At 70.2% G+C, this 14,460-nt stretch carries 17 protein-coding genes; 7 read left to right on the top strand and 10 right to left on the bottom strand.

Features of this window, described 5'->3' with window-relative positions; translation table 11 throughout:
* Nucleotides 1-78: 78 nt before the first annotated feature.
* On the top strand, nt 79-1,062 hold the full coding sequence (locus LT972_RS06540; protein ID WP_232572393.1) for a polysaccharide deacetylase family protein: 984 nt from the start codon (nt 79-81) through the stop codon (nt 1,060-1,062).
* On the opposite strand, the gene LT972_RS06535 is transcribed toward LT972_RS06540, so the two are convergent.
* From LT972_RS06535 to LT972_RS06515, 5 genes are all read right to left on the bottom strand, one after another.
* On the bottom strand, nt 1,019-2,440 hold the full coding sequence (locus tag LT972_RS06535; protein ID WP_232572392.1) for a right-handed parallel beta-helix repeat-containing protein: 1,422 nt from the start codon (nt 2,438-2,440) through the stop codon (nt 1,019-1,021). The two genes, LT972_RS06540 and LT972_RS06535, sit on opposite strands and share 44 nt — an antisense overlap.
* 72 nt (nt 2,441-2,512) lie before the next feature.
* Entirely contained in the window at nt 2,513-3,625 is a 1,113-nt protein-coding gene (locus LT972_RS06530) for a GNAT family N-acetyltransferase (protein ID WP_232572391.1), read from the bottom strand.
* Nucleotides 3,626-3,628: 3 nt separating this feature from the next.
* Entirely contained in the window at nt 3,629-3,835 is a 207-nt protein-coding gene (locus tag LT972_RS06525; protein ID WP_232572390.1) for a hypothetical protein, read from the bottom strand.
* 41 nt (nt 3,836-3,876) lie between these two features.
* Nucleotides 3,877-4,713 (bottom strand): BKACE family enzyme, encoded by an 837-nt coding sequence (locus LT972_RS06520; RefSeq protein WP_232572389.1) that lies wholly within the window; start codon nt 4,711-4,713, stop codon nt 3,877-3,879.
* A 62-nt stretch (nt 4,714-4,775) separates the two neighbouring features.
* Complete coding sequence (locus LT972_RS06515) at nt 4,776-5,216, bottom strand: Hsp20/alpha crystallin family protein (RefSeq protein ID WP_232572388.1); 441 nt, start codon at nt 5,214-5,216, stop codon at nt 4,776-4,778.
* Nucleotides 5,217-5,310: 94 nt separating this feature from the next.
* Between LT972_RS06515 and LT972_RS06510 the strand changes: the two genes are divergently transcribed.
* Nucleotides 5,311-6,090, top strand: a complete 780-nt coding sequence (locus tag LT972_RS06510; protein ID WP_232572387.1) for a hypothetical protein — start codon at nt 5,311-5,313, stop codon at nt 6,088-6,090.
* Nucleotides 6,091-6,125: 35 nt separating this feature from the next.
* Here the strand turns inward: LT972_RS06510 and LT972_RS06505 are convergent, their stop codons facing one another.
* Nucleotides 6,126-6,362 (bottom strand): hypothetical protein, encoded by a 237-nt coding sequence (locus tag LT972_RS06505; RefSeq protein ID WP_232572386.1) that lies wholly within the window; start codon nt 6,360-6,362, stop codon nt 6,126-6,128.
* A 348-nt stretch (nt 6,363-6,710) separates the two neighbouring features.
* Here LT972_RS06505 and LT972_RS06500 point away from each other — a divergent pair, with 348 nt between their 5' ends.
* Together LT972_RS06500 and LT972_RS06495 are read left to right on the top strand one after the other, a co-directional pair.
* Entirely contained in the window at nt 6,711-6,890 is a 180-nt protein-coding gene (locus tag LT972_RS06500; RefSeq protein ID WP_390226265.1) for a DUF7563 family protein, read from the top strand.
* Nucleotides 6,891-6,936: 46 nt separating this feature from the next.
* Nucleotides 6,937-7,326: a hypothetical protein gene (locus tag LT972_RS06495; protein ID WP_232572384.1), complete on the top strand. Its 390-nt coding sequence runs from the start codon at nt 6,937-6,939 to the stop codon at nt 7,324-7,326.
* Here LT972_RS06495 and LT972_RS06490 read toward each other — a convergent pair whose 3' ends face one another.
* The gene (locus LT972_RS06490) at nt 7,327-7,809 is read right to left on the bottom strand and encodes a flavin reductase family protein (protein WP_232572383.1); all 483 of its coding nucleotides are present in this window, start codon (nt 7,807-7,809) and stop codon (nt 7,327-7,329) included. It abuts the gene before it with no gap.
* Nucleotides 7,810-8,010: 201 nt separating this feature from the next.
* On the opposite strand from LT972_RS06490, the gene LT972_RS06485 reads away from it, so the two are divergent.
* A complete protein-coding gene (locus LT972_RS06485; protein ID WP_232572382.1) occupies nt 8,011-8,298 on the top strand; it encodes a HalOD1 output domain-containing protein in 288 nt (95 codons plus the stop codon).
* Nucleotides 8,299-8,302: 4 nt separating this feature from the next.
* Here LT972_RS06485 and LT972_RS06480 read toward each other — a convergent pair whose 3' ends face one another.
* Both LT972_RS06480 and LT972_RS06475 read right to left on the bottom strand, forming a co-directional pair.
* The gene (locus tag LT972_RS06480) at nt 8,303-9,301 is read right to left on the bottom strand and encodes a GNAT family N-acetyltransferase (protein ID WP_232572381.1); all 999 of its coding nucleotides are present in this window, start codon (nt 9,299-9,301) and stop codon (nt 8,303-8,305) included.
* Nucleotides 9,291-10,892, bottom strand: a complete 1,602-nt coding sequence (locus LT972_RS06475; protein WP_232572658.1) for an alkaline phosphatase family protein — start codon at nt 10,890-10,892, stop codon at nt 9,291-9,293. Before LT972_RS06475 ends, LT972_RS06480 begins: the two co-directional genes overlap by 11 nt.
* Nucleotides 10,893-11,224: 332 nt before the next feature.
* On the opposite strand from LT972_RS06475, the gene LT972_RS06470 reads away from it, so the two are divergent.
* Both LT972_RS06470 and LT972_RS06465 read left to right on the top strand, forming a co-directional pair.
* Nucleotides 11,225-13,462 carry a right-handed parallel beta-helix repeat-containing protein gene (locus tag LT972_RS06470; RefSeq protein ID WP_232572380.1) on the top strand — a complete coding sequence of 746 codons (2,238 nt, stop codon included), beginning with the start codon at nt 11,225-11,227 and terminating at the stop codon, nt 13,460-13,462.
* Nucleotides 13,463-13,464: 2 nt separating this feature from the next.
* Nucleotides 13,465-13,680 carry a hypothetical protein gene (locus tag LT972_RS06465; RefSeq protein WP_232572379.1) on the top strand — a complete coding sequence of 72 codons (216 nt, stop codon included), beginning with the start codon at nt 13,465-13,467 and terminating at the stop codon, nt 13,678-13,680.
* Here the strand turns inward: LT972_RS06465 and LT972_RS06460 are convergent.
* A complete protein-coding gene (locus tag LT972_RS06460) occupies nt 13,677-14,414 on the bottom strand; it encodes a class I SAM-dependent methyltransferase (protein WP_232572378.1) in 738 nt (245 codons plus the stop codon). The genes LT972_RS06465 and LT972_RS06460 overlap by 4 nt on opposite strands.
* Nucleotides 14,415-14,460 lie beyond the last annotated feature (46 nt).

The raw sequence follows: 14,460 nt of genomic DNA, 5'->3' as shown, positions 1-14,460 counted from the left end.
TTACACGAGGGCTACGCGGCGCCGCGCCGAGTGAACGGTCTCGCGGTTTTAACGCGGTCGCCGCCGACCGTCCAGTAGATGACCGAGACGCCGCGAAGCGACAGACCCGGAACCGTCGTGGTGTCGGTGGACGCCGAACTCGGCTGGGGGCACCACGACCTCGCGGACCCGCCGGTCGAGCGCGTGGAGTACGCCCGAACCGGCTGGGTTCGCCTGCTCGACGCGCTCGACGAGTACGACCTGCCCGCGACGTGGGCGGTGGTCGGCCACCTGTTCCTCGACGACTGCGACGGCCGCCACGCCGACCACCCGACGCCCGAGGGGTGGTTCGCGAGAGAGTCGGGCGAGTGGGCCGACCGCCCCGAACTTCGCTTCGGCCGCGGCCTCGTGGACCGAATCGAGGACGCGAGCGCCGACCACGAACTCGGCTCGCACACGTTCTCTCACGTCCCGTTCGGCGTCGCGGAGACGACGAGCGAGGTCGCGCGCGCCGAACTCGCGGCGAGCGAGCGCGCCGCCGGCCGCGGGTTCGACTCGTTCGTCTTCCCGCGGAACTACGTCGGCCACCGGGACGCGCTCGCGGACGCCGGCTACACGTGCTACCGGGGGAGCGGACCGGGGGCGCAGGTCGGCGGCGTCGCGTCCCTGGTCCGGAAAGTCGCACGGAGCGCGGGGTACGCGGGCGCGCCGCTCGTCGACCCCGCGTTCGACGAGCACGGGCTCGTGAACGTGCCGGCGTCGCTGTACCTCTTCGACTTCGAGGGCGTCGCGCGCGCCGCCGTCGAGGCGGTGGCCGACGACCCCGTGGTGCGGGCGGCGCGGCGGGGCGTCGACGCCGCGGCGAACACCGGCCGGACGGTCCACCTGTGGCTCCACCCGAACAACGTCAGGAGCGACCGCCACGCGCGCCGAATTCGGCGAGTGTTCGAGTACGTCGCCGAGCGCCGGAACGACGGCGCGGTTCGCGTCGAGACGATGGGCGAGGTGGCCGAGCGCGTGCGCGGCGAGCGCACAGGGGTCAGCGACACGCCCCGCGGGCGTTCGGTCGCCTACTCACGCTGACGTTCCGGCGGCGAATGGTGGAGTTTCGGAACGACAGCGGGTCGCCGGTCACGGCGATGCGCGCGTTCACGAGTTCGCCGTCGACGTTGTCGGCGCGCACGCCGTCCCGGTCGTCGCCGTCCTGCGTGACACAGACGTGGTGGAACTCACACCCCTGCCGGTTCGCGGCCTGGATGGCGGCGCCGCCGGACGCGGACCCGGTGACGGCGACCTGCTCGCAGCGGAACGGGCCGCGCTGGGTGTCTCCGGGCGCGCTCCGGTTCGGGCTCTTCACGCGAATCGCGTTCACGCCGTCGGCGTCCACGCGCAGCCGGCAGTTCCGCACCGTCGCGGACTCCAGTTCCGAGGCGAACGTCACCGCGCCGTCGCTCTCCGTGACTTCGAGCAGTTCCACGACGCAGTCCTCGACGAGCAGGGAGTTGCCCGCGCGCAGACGGATGCCGCGCATGTTCTCGCCGCTCCCCTCGGCCTCGTCACAGAGCACGTACGCGCCCCGGACGACGCTGTCCTCGTTGGTCTCGATGCGGACGCCCGCGACGCCGTTGTTGCGGAAGTAGCCGCCGTGGACCTCGACTGAGCCGGCGGGCGGGTCGGCGTACAGGCCGTTGTCCGGGAATCCCTCGACGTGGCAGTTCACGAACGACACGTCTCCGCGGTTGCCGTCGCCGACCTCGCAGCCGGTGACGCCGGTGCCGGGGAGCGCGCCGTCCGGGAGCGCCAGCCGCTCCACGAGTCCGGTGCCCGTCTCGCTGGTCACGTCGATTCGGAGTAAGTCCTGGCGCACGTCCACCTCGCCGCGGACCACCACGTCCCGGAGGACGACCCGGTCGTCGGCCGCCGCGTAGATGGGGCGACCGCCGGTGTCCGGCGCGGTGAAGTCGAAGGCCACCCCGGAGACGAACACGTCGCTCATCGGCTCCGGCCACCCGAGCCCGAACAGCGTGTCCGAGAACCCCTCTGCGGGCACTATCGTCGCGTCGTGGCCGACGATGCCGAGGCGGCTGTCGGCGAGCGCGAAGCTCTCGGTGAGCCGGTACCGGCCCGGCGGCAGGTAGACGAGCGTGTCGTCGGTCGCGTGGTCGGCGAGCACGTCGTCCACGGGACGCACGCCGCCGGTGTCCGCGCCCGCCTCGTCGAGGTCCACGACGTCGTCGAACCCCCACGACTGCGCGACGCTCTCGACCGACTGTTCGGTGGCGTTGCCGCCGACGGGCGTCGCTGGCGGGCGGCGGTCGGCGGGCGGCGTCGGGATGTCGTCGGTCGCTATCGACGGCGGTTCGCGCCCGCTACAGCCGGCCAGTCCGACCGTCGACGCGGCCCCCGCCCACCCGACGGCAGTCGCTGACGACGCCTTTCGGAGGAACGTCCGGCGGTGCATCTGTCGGAGTTCACGCCGCCCGAGCGGTTTGTTATGGGGAGCGAACGCGAGTAAGGAGTGCCTGTGCCGGCGTCAGCGCGCGTCGAGTTCAGCGTACGACAGCGCCCAGTTCCGGCCGTCGCGCAGGTCGAGGCCGGTGGCCTGCCACGCGGTGTCGCCGTCGCCCGCGAGGTCGTACGCGACCAGTTTCGTCGGGGACGTCACCCACGACAGCGGCGGGACGCCGTCGAAGTGGAAGCCGTGCGCGCGGAGGACGCGGCGCGGAATCGCCGTCCCGCAGTACCCGAGCAGGTCGGCGTCCGCGTGGTCGTCGGTGACCGCACCGAGGAGCGCTTCGAGGCCCGCGGCCCGACGGTCGTCTCCGGTGAGCGGGAGGGCGTCGACGACGTTCGTCGTCGTCACGCCGTCCGCGTCGGTCTGCCGGCCGGTGACGACCGCGGCGATTCGGTCGCCGCCCGCGGACGCCGTGTACGCCTCGTAGGTCCAGTTCGGGTTGTCGTACCGCCAGTCGAGGAACGCCTCGTCCCGGACCGCGTGGACGCCGTCGGGCGCGCCGCGCTCGTAGGCGTCGGCGAGGGCGCCAACGGGCACCTCGTGGTGTCTGGTGACGGCGACGTCGGCCTGTCGGCCGGCGAGGCGGTCGCGCGCGCCGAGGTAGCCGTCGGCGGCGGGCGCGGCGAGCCGACCGAGCACGGCGCCGGTGACGCCGTCCCGCGTCGCGCCGGCGACGCGCGCCGGGTTCTGCACGCGGTAGAACGACGGCAGGTGGGCTATCACCTCGCCGCCCGCCTTCAGGAATCCGGGCCGGGACTTGTCGTTCGGGCAGTTGAAGCAGAACCGCGTTGGCATCGACGCGTAGTGGTCGAGCGCGCGCTCCGCGAGGCGCGTGAACACGCCCCGGCGCCGGTGGTCCGGATGGACCATCGTGTCCCCGAAGCGCAGTCCGAGCACGTCCTCGCCGCCGACGCGGAACAGGAACGGGACCTGCGGGCGGGCGCCGGCGAACGCGCCGTCGGAGACGCGCTCGGCGACGAGAATCGGGACGTGGGAGACGCGGGGGTTCTGGACGTACTTCCAGTCGAACCACTCGTCGCTCCCGCCGCCGAACGCGTCGTCGTACAGCGAGACGAACGCCTCGCGGTCGCCCGGCTCGAACCACCGGAGGGCGTACTCGTCGTCGGCCATCGGTCAGTCCGTCGGCTCCGGCGTCGCGGTCTGCTCGGCGGCCCGCCGGAACACGTCGCAGTCCTCGGCGTGGTCGAAGTCGTGGCGGTCGTTACAGACGTCGGCCTTCATCGGGGACACGAACTCCTCCAGCGCCGCGCAGTACGGGCGGTCGTGGTCGAACTCGTGGTCGTCGTCGCTCGACCGGTACTCGAGGTACGGACAGGTCATCGGTCACTCCGACCACGGGAGCACACTATGTTACCCGCAGATTAGGTCATCCCCAGGCGGTCTCTGGCCTCCGCCGGCGTCGCCAAATCGCAGCCGAGTAAGTCCACGATTCGCGCCGTCCGGTCGACTAACTGGGCGTTCTCCTCGACCTGCCGGCCTCGTCGCAGGTAGAGGTTGTCCTCCATGCCGACCCGGACGTGGCCGCCGAGGATGACCGACAGCGTCGTCAGCGGGAGCTGGTGTTCGCCGACCGCGAGCAGATTGAACTCGCTGTTCTCCGGGAGGTTCGACACCATGTTCAGGACGTTCTCCGGCGTCGGCGGCGTGAACGTCCCGTGCCCGAAGATGAGGTTGATGTAGTAGGGCTCCTCGATGGCGTCGCGCTCGACGAGCCGGTGGGCCTCGTTCAGGTGGCCGTTGTTGAAACACTCCAGTTCGGGCTTGATGCCCTTCTCGCGCATCTCGGCCGCGAGGCGGTCGATGTTGTGGCGGTTGTGCTCGGTGATGATGTGCTGGCCGCGGTTGAACGGCCCCATGTCCAGGCTCGCCATCTCCGGGTGCGGGTCGGTGCGAATCCCCTGCACGCGGGCGTCGTACGTGCTCTGTCCCCCTGTGGTGTTCTGGATGATGATGTCGTCACAGCGCTCGCGTACCGCCTCGTTGACTTCCTGCAGGCGGGCCGCGTCGTTCTCCCCGTGTTCGTCCCGCGCGTGGAGGTGGACGATGGCGGCGCCGAGGTCCTCGCAGGCCGCCACCTGTTCGGCGATCTCCTCGGGCTGCTCGGGGAGGTTCGGGTTCGCGTCCTTGCCGTGGACGCCGCCAGTCGGGGCGACTGTGAGAATGACGTTCCGGTCGTCCAGGTAGTCCTCGTAACTCATGCGACTGCACGAAAAACCGGAAGTGAGCGCCTTTGTTTTGCCCCGCTTACCGCGGGACGGCGCTACTCGATGTCGACGTGCCGGCCCTCGGTCGCGGCCTCGGCCTTCGGCACGGTGACCGTCAGCACGCCGTTTTGCATCCTCGCAGAGACGTTCTCGGCGCGCACGTCCTGCGGGAACGTCACCGTCTGCATCGACGCGCTCTCGCGGCGCTCCCGGCGGATGTAGCGGCCCTCCTCGTCCTCGGTCTCCTCGCGCTCGGCGTGCTCGGCGTCCACGACGAGCCGCCGGTCGTCGAGGCGCACGTCCACGTCGGCCTTGTCGTACCCCGGCAGGTCGACGGTGACGACGTACTCGTCGTCGTACTCCACGAGGTCGAGCGTCGACTCGGCCTCCCGAATTCCGGCGAGTCCGGCGCCCGTGCGTCGCGTTCCCTCCTCGAAGACGGTCTGCATCTCGTCGACGATTCGCTCCAACTCCTCGAACGGACTGTATCGTGCCATCGCCGTACAGTCACGCGCGGACGGGCTTTAGTTAGGAACCGGCTGTGCCCGGCGCGGAACGTAAGTAGTCTCGGCCCATACTCCGCCTATCAGCGTGGCAGACAGGGAAGCAGACGGCGACGAGACCGAATCGGGGGCGGTCGAGCGGACCGCGGCGGTGACACGACACGACGACCCGCGGGTCTCCGGGGAGTACGTGCGCGTGGTCGAGGCCGGCGACGGCGAACCCGTCGTACTCGTCGGCGTCGTCCACGACCACCCCGCGAGCGTCCACCGAGCCGAGGCCGTCGTTGACGCGCTCGCGCCGGACGTCGTCGCTCTGGAGACGCCGGACGCGCTCGTGTCGCTGTTCGAGCAGTACGCCGCCGACGACGGCGAGGACGCGGGCGGCGAACTGTCGGCGGCGGTGCGAGCCGCCGAGACCGACGCCAGCGTCGTCGGCGTGGACGTGCCGGGCCGTCGCGCGCTCGGGACGCTGGCGTCGACGCTCCGGGACGCGGACGCGTCGCTGCGGACGGTTGCGCGCACGCTCCACGGGTTCGGTCGCCTCGCCGTCCACACGGCCCGCGGTCGCCTGCAGGCGGCCGGCGTGCCCGCGGACTGGGTCGGCGCCGTCGAACACACACAGGAGTACGACTGCCCGAGCGACGCGACGCCGACCGAACAGGCCAGCCACGAGTCCGGGCACGTCCGGCGGTCCACGACGCTGCTGCGGGCGTTCGAACCGCCGGCGGCGACGCGGCTGCTGGACGCCGCCCGCGAGCGCTACATGGCGGGCCGGCTCGCCGACCTGCGCGCGGATTCGCTGGTCGTGGCGGTGGTCGGGTTCAGTCACCTCGACGGCGTAGAAGCAGGGCTCGCGGGCGACGCGTAGTCACCCGCTCGGTTCGGTCGATTCGCGGGGCGGGGTCAGTCCTTCAGGTGGACCTCGTCGCTGGAGAAGGACTTCACGCGCGAGTGGTCGAGCGTGTACATCTCCTCGCTCTCGTCGGTCCACCCGAGTCGCTGTCGGATGCTGTCGGCCAGCCCGCGGTCCGGTTTCACGTGGGCCATCTCGCCGTCGATGCTGTCGATTTTCCCGACGGTGTCGCCGTCGGCGGTGACGACGCGTTTCCCCTTGTCGTTGTTGCGGAATGCTCGTACCATTGTGAATCGGCGACCGCGCTGCCGTCCGGCGGTCACCGACAGTACGAACGCCGCTGAACCGCATTGTAATAGGGGCGCTACGAGCGCGTCAGCGGGGGCTACGCCGACCGCCGTCGGCGGAGCGAACAGGCGCCTGTGGCGGCCCGCGTCGTTCGTGTCGGGTAGGGGCGTGTTTCACTACCGTAACCGCGGGCTTGGTTATGCGGGCGCTAAGCGCGCGCCCGAGGGGTAGTGTCCGGGTTCCGACCGACGCCCGACGGACAGGCGGCGATTACGGCGCGTAAGCCGCCTCGTGGGCGAATAATGGGGTGAATAACCAAACTCGTGGCCTGTGCGTACACTCTCACGATGCCACGTTGCAGAAACTGCGACAGTCACGTGACACTCCAGTTCGCTCGCGTGTTCGGCGACAACGAGGACCGCGTTCACAGCTGTATCGACTGCGTGCCGAACGCCGAACTGGACGACGGCGCCGCGTCGGTGTCGGACGAACCGCCAGAGGCCGGCGCCGCGAACTGGGGACAGTGACGCCGGAGTCGACGGTCGCGTCGCGGCCGCCAGCGGGGCGACAGCGATGAGCGACGCCGACGAGCGAGCGCGCCTCGGGGCGTTCGGCGACGAGGCGTTCGAGGAGTTCGTCGCGGCGCTGTGGCGCCGCGCGGGCTGGCGCGTCGCATCGGCGGACGGTCCGCCCTTCGACGCGGCGCGCTCCGAGGGGCGGCGAGCGACGGTGCTGGTGCCGATGGCGCCGTCGGCGGGGGAGGTGTCGGCGGCACGGATGCGAGACGTCGTCGCGGAGCGCGAGGGGGACGCGAGCGACCTCACGGCCGTTTCGCCGGTCGGTTTCTCCGTCGAGGCGCTGGACGTCGCGGACGCGCACGGCGTGGACGCGGTCGGGCCGGACTCGCTGCTCCGCCTCGTCGACGCGCTGGACGCCGACCACTTGCTCGCCGACCCGGCGTGACTACCGGGGTCGGCCGCCCCACTCGCCGCGGAAGAACGTGAGGGGGTCGGCGGTGTCGTCGAGGACGTCGGCGTCGGCGGCTTCGCCGACGTAGACGGTGTGGTCGCCGACGGCGAGCGACGAGTGGACCGTGCAGTCGACGTACGCGAGCGCGCTCTCGAAGACCGGCGCGCCGGTGGACGCGGCGTGCGTGCCCGCGAACGGTTCGTCGAGGTCGGTCATGCCGGCGAAGTGTTCGCCGACCGGCTGCTGGTCGGCGGCGAGGACGTTCACGCAGAACGCGTCGGCGTCGCCGGACGCGAGCAGTTCGTGGCTGCGGGTGTCGTGGTCGAGGCAGACGAGCACGAGTGGCGGGTCGAGAGACGCGCTCGCGAACGCGTTCACCGTGATGCCGTGGGGGTCGTCGGCGGGCGGGAAGGTGACGACGGTGACGCCCGTGGCGAACTGCCCCATGACGCGCCGGAAGTCGTCCGGGTCGGTCACGCGTCGCCACCTCGCGTCGCTGCGGGTCGACTGGAAAGCATGCGTTACTCGGGGGAAGGGCGTGCGGATGTATTGTTAGGACGTGGTGAACGACGACCGACGCCTGATTCAGCGGGCAGCCGTCACACAACCGGAAGTCAGACCCCGTTCCGCTGGATATTTACCCGGCTGTCCGTAATTCTGCACGAGACGACCCTATATATGGAGTCTGACAGGAATTCGTCGCCGGACCGACGCGGCGTCGACGCAGTTCCGGAAATCCGACGAACGGACTGGTCCGACCACGACCAAGCGAGCACCGCAATCGCGGAAGCCATCGCAGCGACGACGGAGCAGCGACAGACCGACCTCGAACCGCTCCAGTACACCATCGACGCCGACGCGCTCGACGCGCTGCTCGACGGCGGCAGCGACGTCGAAGTGACGTTCGCGTACGAGGACCTCGAAGTCCGCGTGACCAGCGGCGGCGTCCTCGAAGTCTGGGCGTAGCCGACTATTTCAGCCGACTGTACAGTTTCGACAGCGCGCTCATCGTCCGCGACGCGTTCTGGAGGCGGTAGTACGACACCAGGTCCGGCGCGAACTTCGCCTTGTAGCCCGCGATGCGCGCGTTGTTCGCGCCCGCGAGGTCGTAGGCCGACTGCCCGCGGTCCATCGCCTCGACACAGCAGTGCCAGTCGACGAGGTCGTTGACGGGAATCTCCGAGTCCGTCTTCGCGCCGCCCAGCCAGCACACCGACGTGTCGCCGTACTCCAGGACCACGCTGCCGCCGGCGAACTCGCCGTCGATGCGGCAGACGTACGGTCGCACGACGCCGTCGGGGAGGCGCTCGTAGAGGTCGGTGACGAACTCGGTGGAGAGCGGGAACGGTTCGCCCTGCTCCTCGTGGCGCGCCCGCACCTGCTCGACGACGCGCGCCGCGTCCTCGACGGTGCCCTCCTCGAGCGTGTACGCCACGTCGTAGTTGTTCGAGACGTTCCGGCGCGCGTCGCTGCTGAACGCCGACAGTAACTCCTCGCGGTCCCGCGTCAGGTCCACGAGGTACGTGTACCGCGGCTTCGCGTCGAACTCCTGCCAGACGAACGGCCTGACGTCGTCGTACCCCGGCGGCGTCAACAGCGTCGTGAACTTCGGGTCGTGTTCCTCGTTCAGCCAGTCGAGGCAGGCGTCCACGAACCGGCGGTTGCGCTTGTCCCGCCGCCGGCGTTTCATCTCCTGACGGTCGAGCAGCGACGGCCCGAGGTAGTGGACCTTCAGGTCCGGCGGCGGCGAGAACGCCGCCGTCACCGGCCCCTTCGACATCGTGAACACGGGGAACACGCCGACCGGCTCCTTCCCCTTGAACCCGACGAGGTGATGACAGTCCGCGTCCGCGTACTCGGCGAGGACGTCGAGGCCCTCGGCGAGATGAAACGCCGTCGGGTTGGCCGCATCGGCCACCAGTTCGTTCCAGCGGTCCGCGTCGTCGACGGTCCGCACCTCAATACTCATCGTCGTCGAGGTAGCCGAGGTTCGATAGTTGGCGTTTCACGCGGTCGCTTTCCGTCGAGGACGCCGGGTCGGCGTCGAACTCGGGGTACGTCGTCGGCGCGAGCGAGTCGACGGCGGGGAGCGCGCGCCCGTCCATGCGGTCGCTCGGTCGCACGCCGAGCGTCGCCAGCACGGTCGGCGCCACGTCGAAGAGATGCGGGTCGCCGAGGTCGGCGGACTCGTCCACGCCGTCCCCCGACAGCGCGACGATGCCCGTGCGCTTGTGGTTCCACGCCTCCGACGGCTCGGCGTACACGTCCCCCCGGAGGGAGGCCGACAGGTAGTTGTCGAACGCCGCCGGCACCGTCACCACGTCCGGCGCGTCGTCGACGTACGGGCCGTGGAAGTAGTCCTCGGCGGGACCGACCGCCTCGAAGACGCGCGTGCCGTCCGGGGCGCGCGCCGCCAGCAGGTCGCTCACCACGTCCGAGCGCACGGACGGGTACTCCGCCGGCGACACCGACCCGTCGGGCTCGCGGCCCGCCTTGTTGATGCGCACGCCGAGTTCCGTCCGCGACCGCATGTACGCCGTCGACTCGGCGAAGTCGACGCGCTCGGTGCCCGCCCGCACGGTGTCCGTCGACACGTGGTCGAGGACGAACTCCTTCAGACCGAGGCGCTCGAGCGCCGTCGCGATGCGCTGGCTCGTCACGCCGACGGACGCCGCCAGCGACACCGCCGCTTCGGCGAGCGACCGACGACCGCCGTCGTCCGCCCGGTCGCGAGCGAGCGACGTCCACGACGGCATCCCGCCCTCGCCGCGCGTCGTCGCCACGAGCCCGCGGTCGCGGAGGTACTCGTTCGCGCGGAACTCACAGCCCGTGTACGGCCCGATACCGTGGTCGCTCGCCACCACCACGGTGTCCGGGTCACAGGCGTCCAGGACCGCCGCGACCTGCTCGTCGACCGCCTCGAAGACGGCGCGCACGGCGTCCCGGTCCGTCGGGCGCTCGTGGAACACGGTGTCGGTCTGCTGGAACTGCAGGAACCCGAAGTCGGGGTCGAAGCGGTCGACGAGGTAGCGAAACGCCTCGCCGCGCATCGCCACGAGGCGCTCGTACCACTCGACTTGCTCGTCGCCGCCGTCCACGTCCTCGGGCTCGTACACGCGGTAGTCGCCGACTTCGTCCTGCACGTCGTCGAGGAGTCCCTCGGGGTGGCAGGTCGGCTCGTTCGGCGCGACGTACCCCGGAATCAGCGCGCCGTCGAACGCCACCGGCGGCCCGGTCACGGGGACGTTCACGACGACACTCGACAGGCCGTGCTCGTCCAGCAGCTCCCAGAGCGCGTGCTCGCGGACGTGCCGCCGGTTCACCAACTCCCAGTCGTACCCCTCGAAGGAGAGGAAGTCGAAGACGCCGTGTTTGCCGGGGTTCACGCCCGTGAACAGCGACGGCCACGCGCTCGGCGTCCACGGCGGAATCTGGGACTCCAACCCGGAGACGGTCGCCTCCCCGAACAGGTCGGCGAGCGCCGGGAGCGCGCCGTCGTCGAACAGCGGGTCGAGAACCGGGCGGCAGACGCCGTCGAGGCCGAGGAGGAGGGTTCCCATCCCGGTCGATGCTCGTGTCACGAGTCGTGTGTCCGCACTCGCGGACATTGTTATGGAGACGGTTCCCCCGGCGGCGAGCGCACAGAACGCCCCGTCTCGGGGTAACAGCCTCCTACTCGACCGATACGCGCGTCCTACTCGGTAGGCTCGGGTTTGTCTCGGTGAGCGCGGGCCCGGCGCTCCCGGTAGGATTCACTTACCATCCGTGTCGCCACGCGGCTGCTAACTGGCTGATACGCGGTACGCATACGTCTTCAAGTAGCCCCATATTACCGGTGTACGGCCCGCAACTCGTCAGAATTCCTTTTTGAGTAACCTCTTACTACCCGTCCATGGCGAAGGGCCACAACGACGACGAAGCGGAGAAGGAACGGGCTACTGAATCGACGAGCGGGAAGGGACGGACTAACCGCCGGACGTTCATGAAGACGGTCGGCGCGGCGGTCGCGCTCGGCGGGTCCGCGTCCCTCATCGGGCGCGCCTCTGCGGTCAGCGACCTCGACGCCGCGCTGAACCCGAGCGGCGAGGTCACGCTCGACGCCGGCGAGTACTCGTGGGGCGGCGGCATGGACATCGGCGCCGGGAACGCGTGCATCGGCGGCGGGTCGAAGGGCGACACCGTCCTCAACCTCGAATCCGGCACGATGTCCGGGAGCGTCGAGGGGCGACTGGAGAACGTCGTGGTTCGCGGCGCGAACCCCGAGCCGAAGGCCGGCATCGACCTCTCCCCCGGCGCGACACTCGACGGCTTCGTGTGGCCGGAGGGCGGCCGGCAGAGCGAGGACCGCGCGCTCTACACCCCCGACGGCGGCAACGACCGCCTGACGATTCGGAACTCGGCGTGGGCGCGGATGGCGAACAACGGCGCGTACGTCGACAAGCCGCCGGTGACGATGGAGAACTGCGTCTCCGTCAACAACAACATCGCCGGCGTCCGCGTCGGCCACCGTGACGGCACGGACACGAGCGAGACGACGTACGTCCGGAACACGCTCATCGCGGTCACCGACTCCATCCCGAGCGACGACACGAACTCGCCGAACGCGCGCGGCCTTCGCCTCCGCAGTCCGGCGAATCTCGTCGTCGAGAACTGCTGGTTCGTCTACTTCGACGTGGACGGCAACGCCGACCTCGTGGAACTCCACGACGAGGCCGCCGGCTCCACCGTCACCATCCGGAACTGCACGTTCTACAACGACTCCGACGGCGACCTCGTGCGCGACAAGTCCGGCGGCGAGATGGACGTGACCATCGAGAACTGCACCGTCGCCGGGTCCGGCAGCCGCACCGTCGAACCCGACTTCAGCGGCTCCGGCATCAGCGAGGCCGACGAGGTCAGCGTCCCCGTGCCCTCCCAGATTACGGGCTACGCGGCCGCCGACGACATCGAGGGCCTCGATCTGAGCGTCTCGCCGTGGGACGGCTCCGCGAGCGCGCCGTCCGAACCCAGCGAACCGGACAACACGCTCGTCCTGCACGCGACGCCGGACAACGACGGCGCCGCCGACGTGTCGTTCACCGTCGACGGGACAGTCGAATTCGCCGCCGAGGCCGAACCCGACACGGACACCATCGTCGAGAACGACGACGGCACGACGACCGCGACGAGCGTCGGCCTCGCGCCGGACGAACTCGACTCCTACCGGTTCTCCGGCGGCGTCGTCGACTACAGCGTGCCCGACGGCACCACCGTCGACGTCTCCGTGAACGGCACGACGACCACGTTCGCCGAACTCACCGGCGAGTCGAGCGCCGACGACGGTGCCGACGGCTCGGACGGTTCCGACGGCTCCGACGACAGTTCGGACGCCGGGGACGCCGACGTGCTCGAAGTCATCGCCCAGCAGTCCGGCGACCTGAACTACGAGTTCGTCGTCGACGGCAGCGTCGAACTCCACCGCGTCTCCAGTGACGTGGTCGCGGGCCACGGCGACAGCATCACCGAGAACGGCGACGGGACGGTCACCGTCACCGGCTTCACCGGCAACACCGGATTCGGCGACGCCTACCTCGTCGACGGGACGATTACGTCGTTCAGCGCCGACCCCGCGGACTACGACTTCGACGTGGTCCTGAACGGGGAGAGCGTCGACCCCTCGGCGTTCGACGGCTCCGCGAGCGGCGGCGCCGACGACCAGCAGGACGGTTCCTCGGGCGACGGTTCGGACGACAGCACGGGCGACGACGGCTCCGCTGACGGTGGCTCCTCCGACGACGGACAGGACGGTTCCTCGGGCGGCAGCCAGGACGGCTCCTCGGGCGACGACTCGTCCGGTAGCGACTCCTCGGGCGACTCCGAGAGCGATTCGCTCCCCCATCTGCTCACCGTGGACGGCGAGAGCGACGTGACGACGTACACGTTCACCGTCTCCGGCGACGTCGCGCGCGACCCCGACGAGAGCGTCTCGACGGGCGACGGCACGTCGTGGGACGCCATCGAGGACATCGCGAAGGACGGCAAGGTCATCGGCCTCGTCGGGAGCGGCGCGGACGCCTACCGCTTCGGCGGCGCCGTCACCGAAATCACCGTGGACGGCGACGCCGCCGTCTCCATCGAACGGAACGCGTGACGATGTCGACGCCGGCAAGCGATTGGTGGGACGTCGCCGACGACCCGGACCCGGAGCGCGACCTCGACTACGCGCTCATCGACCTCGACGTCATCCAGACGACGACGAACGGCCGCGACCAAGTGCTCGTCCTCCCGACCGACGAGGACCTGCTCCGCGAGGACGCGTTCATGGTCGCCGAGGAGTCGGCGGTGCGCGACCTCGAAAAGATGGTCTAACCGCGGTCGGGCTTCCGCGCGACGTAGTACGGTCGGCGTTCGAGGTAGTTCAGCGGCGACGGCCGCTTCCCCACGTACGCCACCGGTTCGAACCCCATTCTTCGGAGTTGTCGGCGCTGTCGAACCGGGTTCGTGACGTACACCTTCATGTCCCACTCGGTGTCGTCGACCTTGTACCGCTCGCCGAGCCGCCGGTGGTTCCCGTTCGACAGGTAGAACTTGCGCACGTGACTCCAGTCGTCGACGGCGGCGACGGCGTTGTACCAACTGTTGTGGGTGCTGAACGCGAACACGCCGCCGGGAGCGAGCACGCGCCGGATTTCGCGGAGGGCTTCGCGGCGCGCCGCCTCCGGGTAGACGAGGTCCAGTCCGCAGTACGAGAACAGGACGTACTGGAAGGACTCGTCCCGGAACGCGAGGTCCGTCGCGTCGCCGCGCTGGACGCCGATGCCGGGGAACTGGCGTCTCGCCTCGCGGACCATCGCGGCGCTCACGTCCACCCCCGTCACGTCGAACCCGCGGCGGTCGAGGACCGCAGTCGTCCTGCCCGCGCCACACCCGACGTCGAGAACGCGCCCTGCGCTCGGGCGGAAGTAGCGGGCGAGGACGCGCTCCTCGCTCTCGTGGAGGCCGTCTTCCGCGGCCCACTCGGCGTACGCCGCCACGGCGTCGGTCGAGTCGTAGCCCGCGACGTTCTCGGTTTGCTCGCGTTTTGCGTTCCGTCCCAGTGCCATCTCCGGTCGGTACGCGGAGTCTACGCATTGTAATGGCCGGCTTACT

This window comes from Halobacterium litoreum (genome assembly GCF_021233415.1).
GTDB classification, from domain to species: Archaea; Halobacteriota; Halobacteria; order Halobacteriales; family Halobacteriaceae; genus Halobacterium; species Halobacterium litoreum.
The sequence above is the reverse complement of the archived record's forward strand: the minus strand, read 5'-3'. Positions and strand labels throughout refer to the sequence as shown.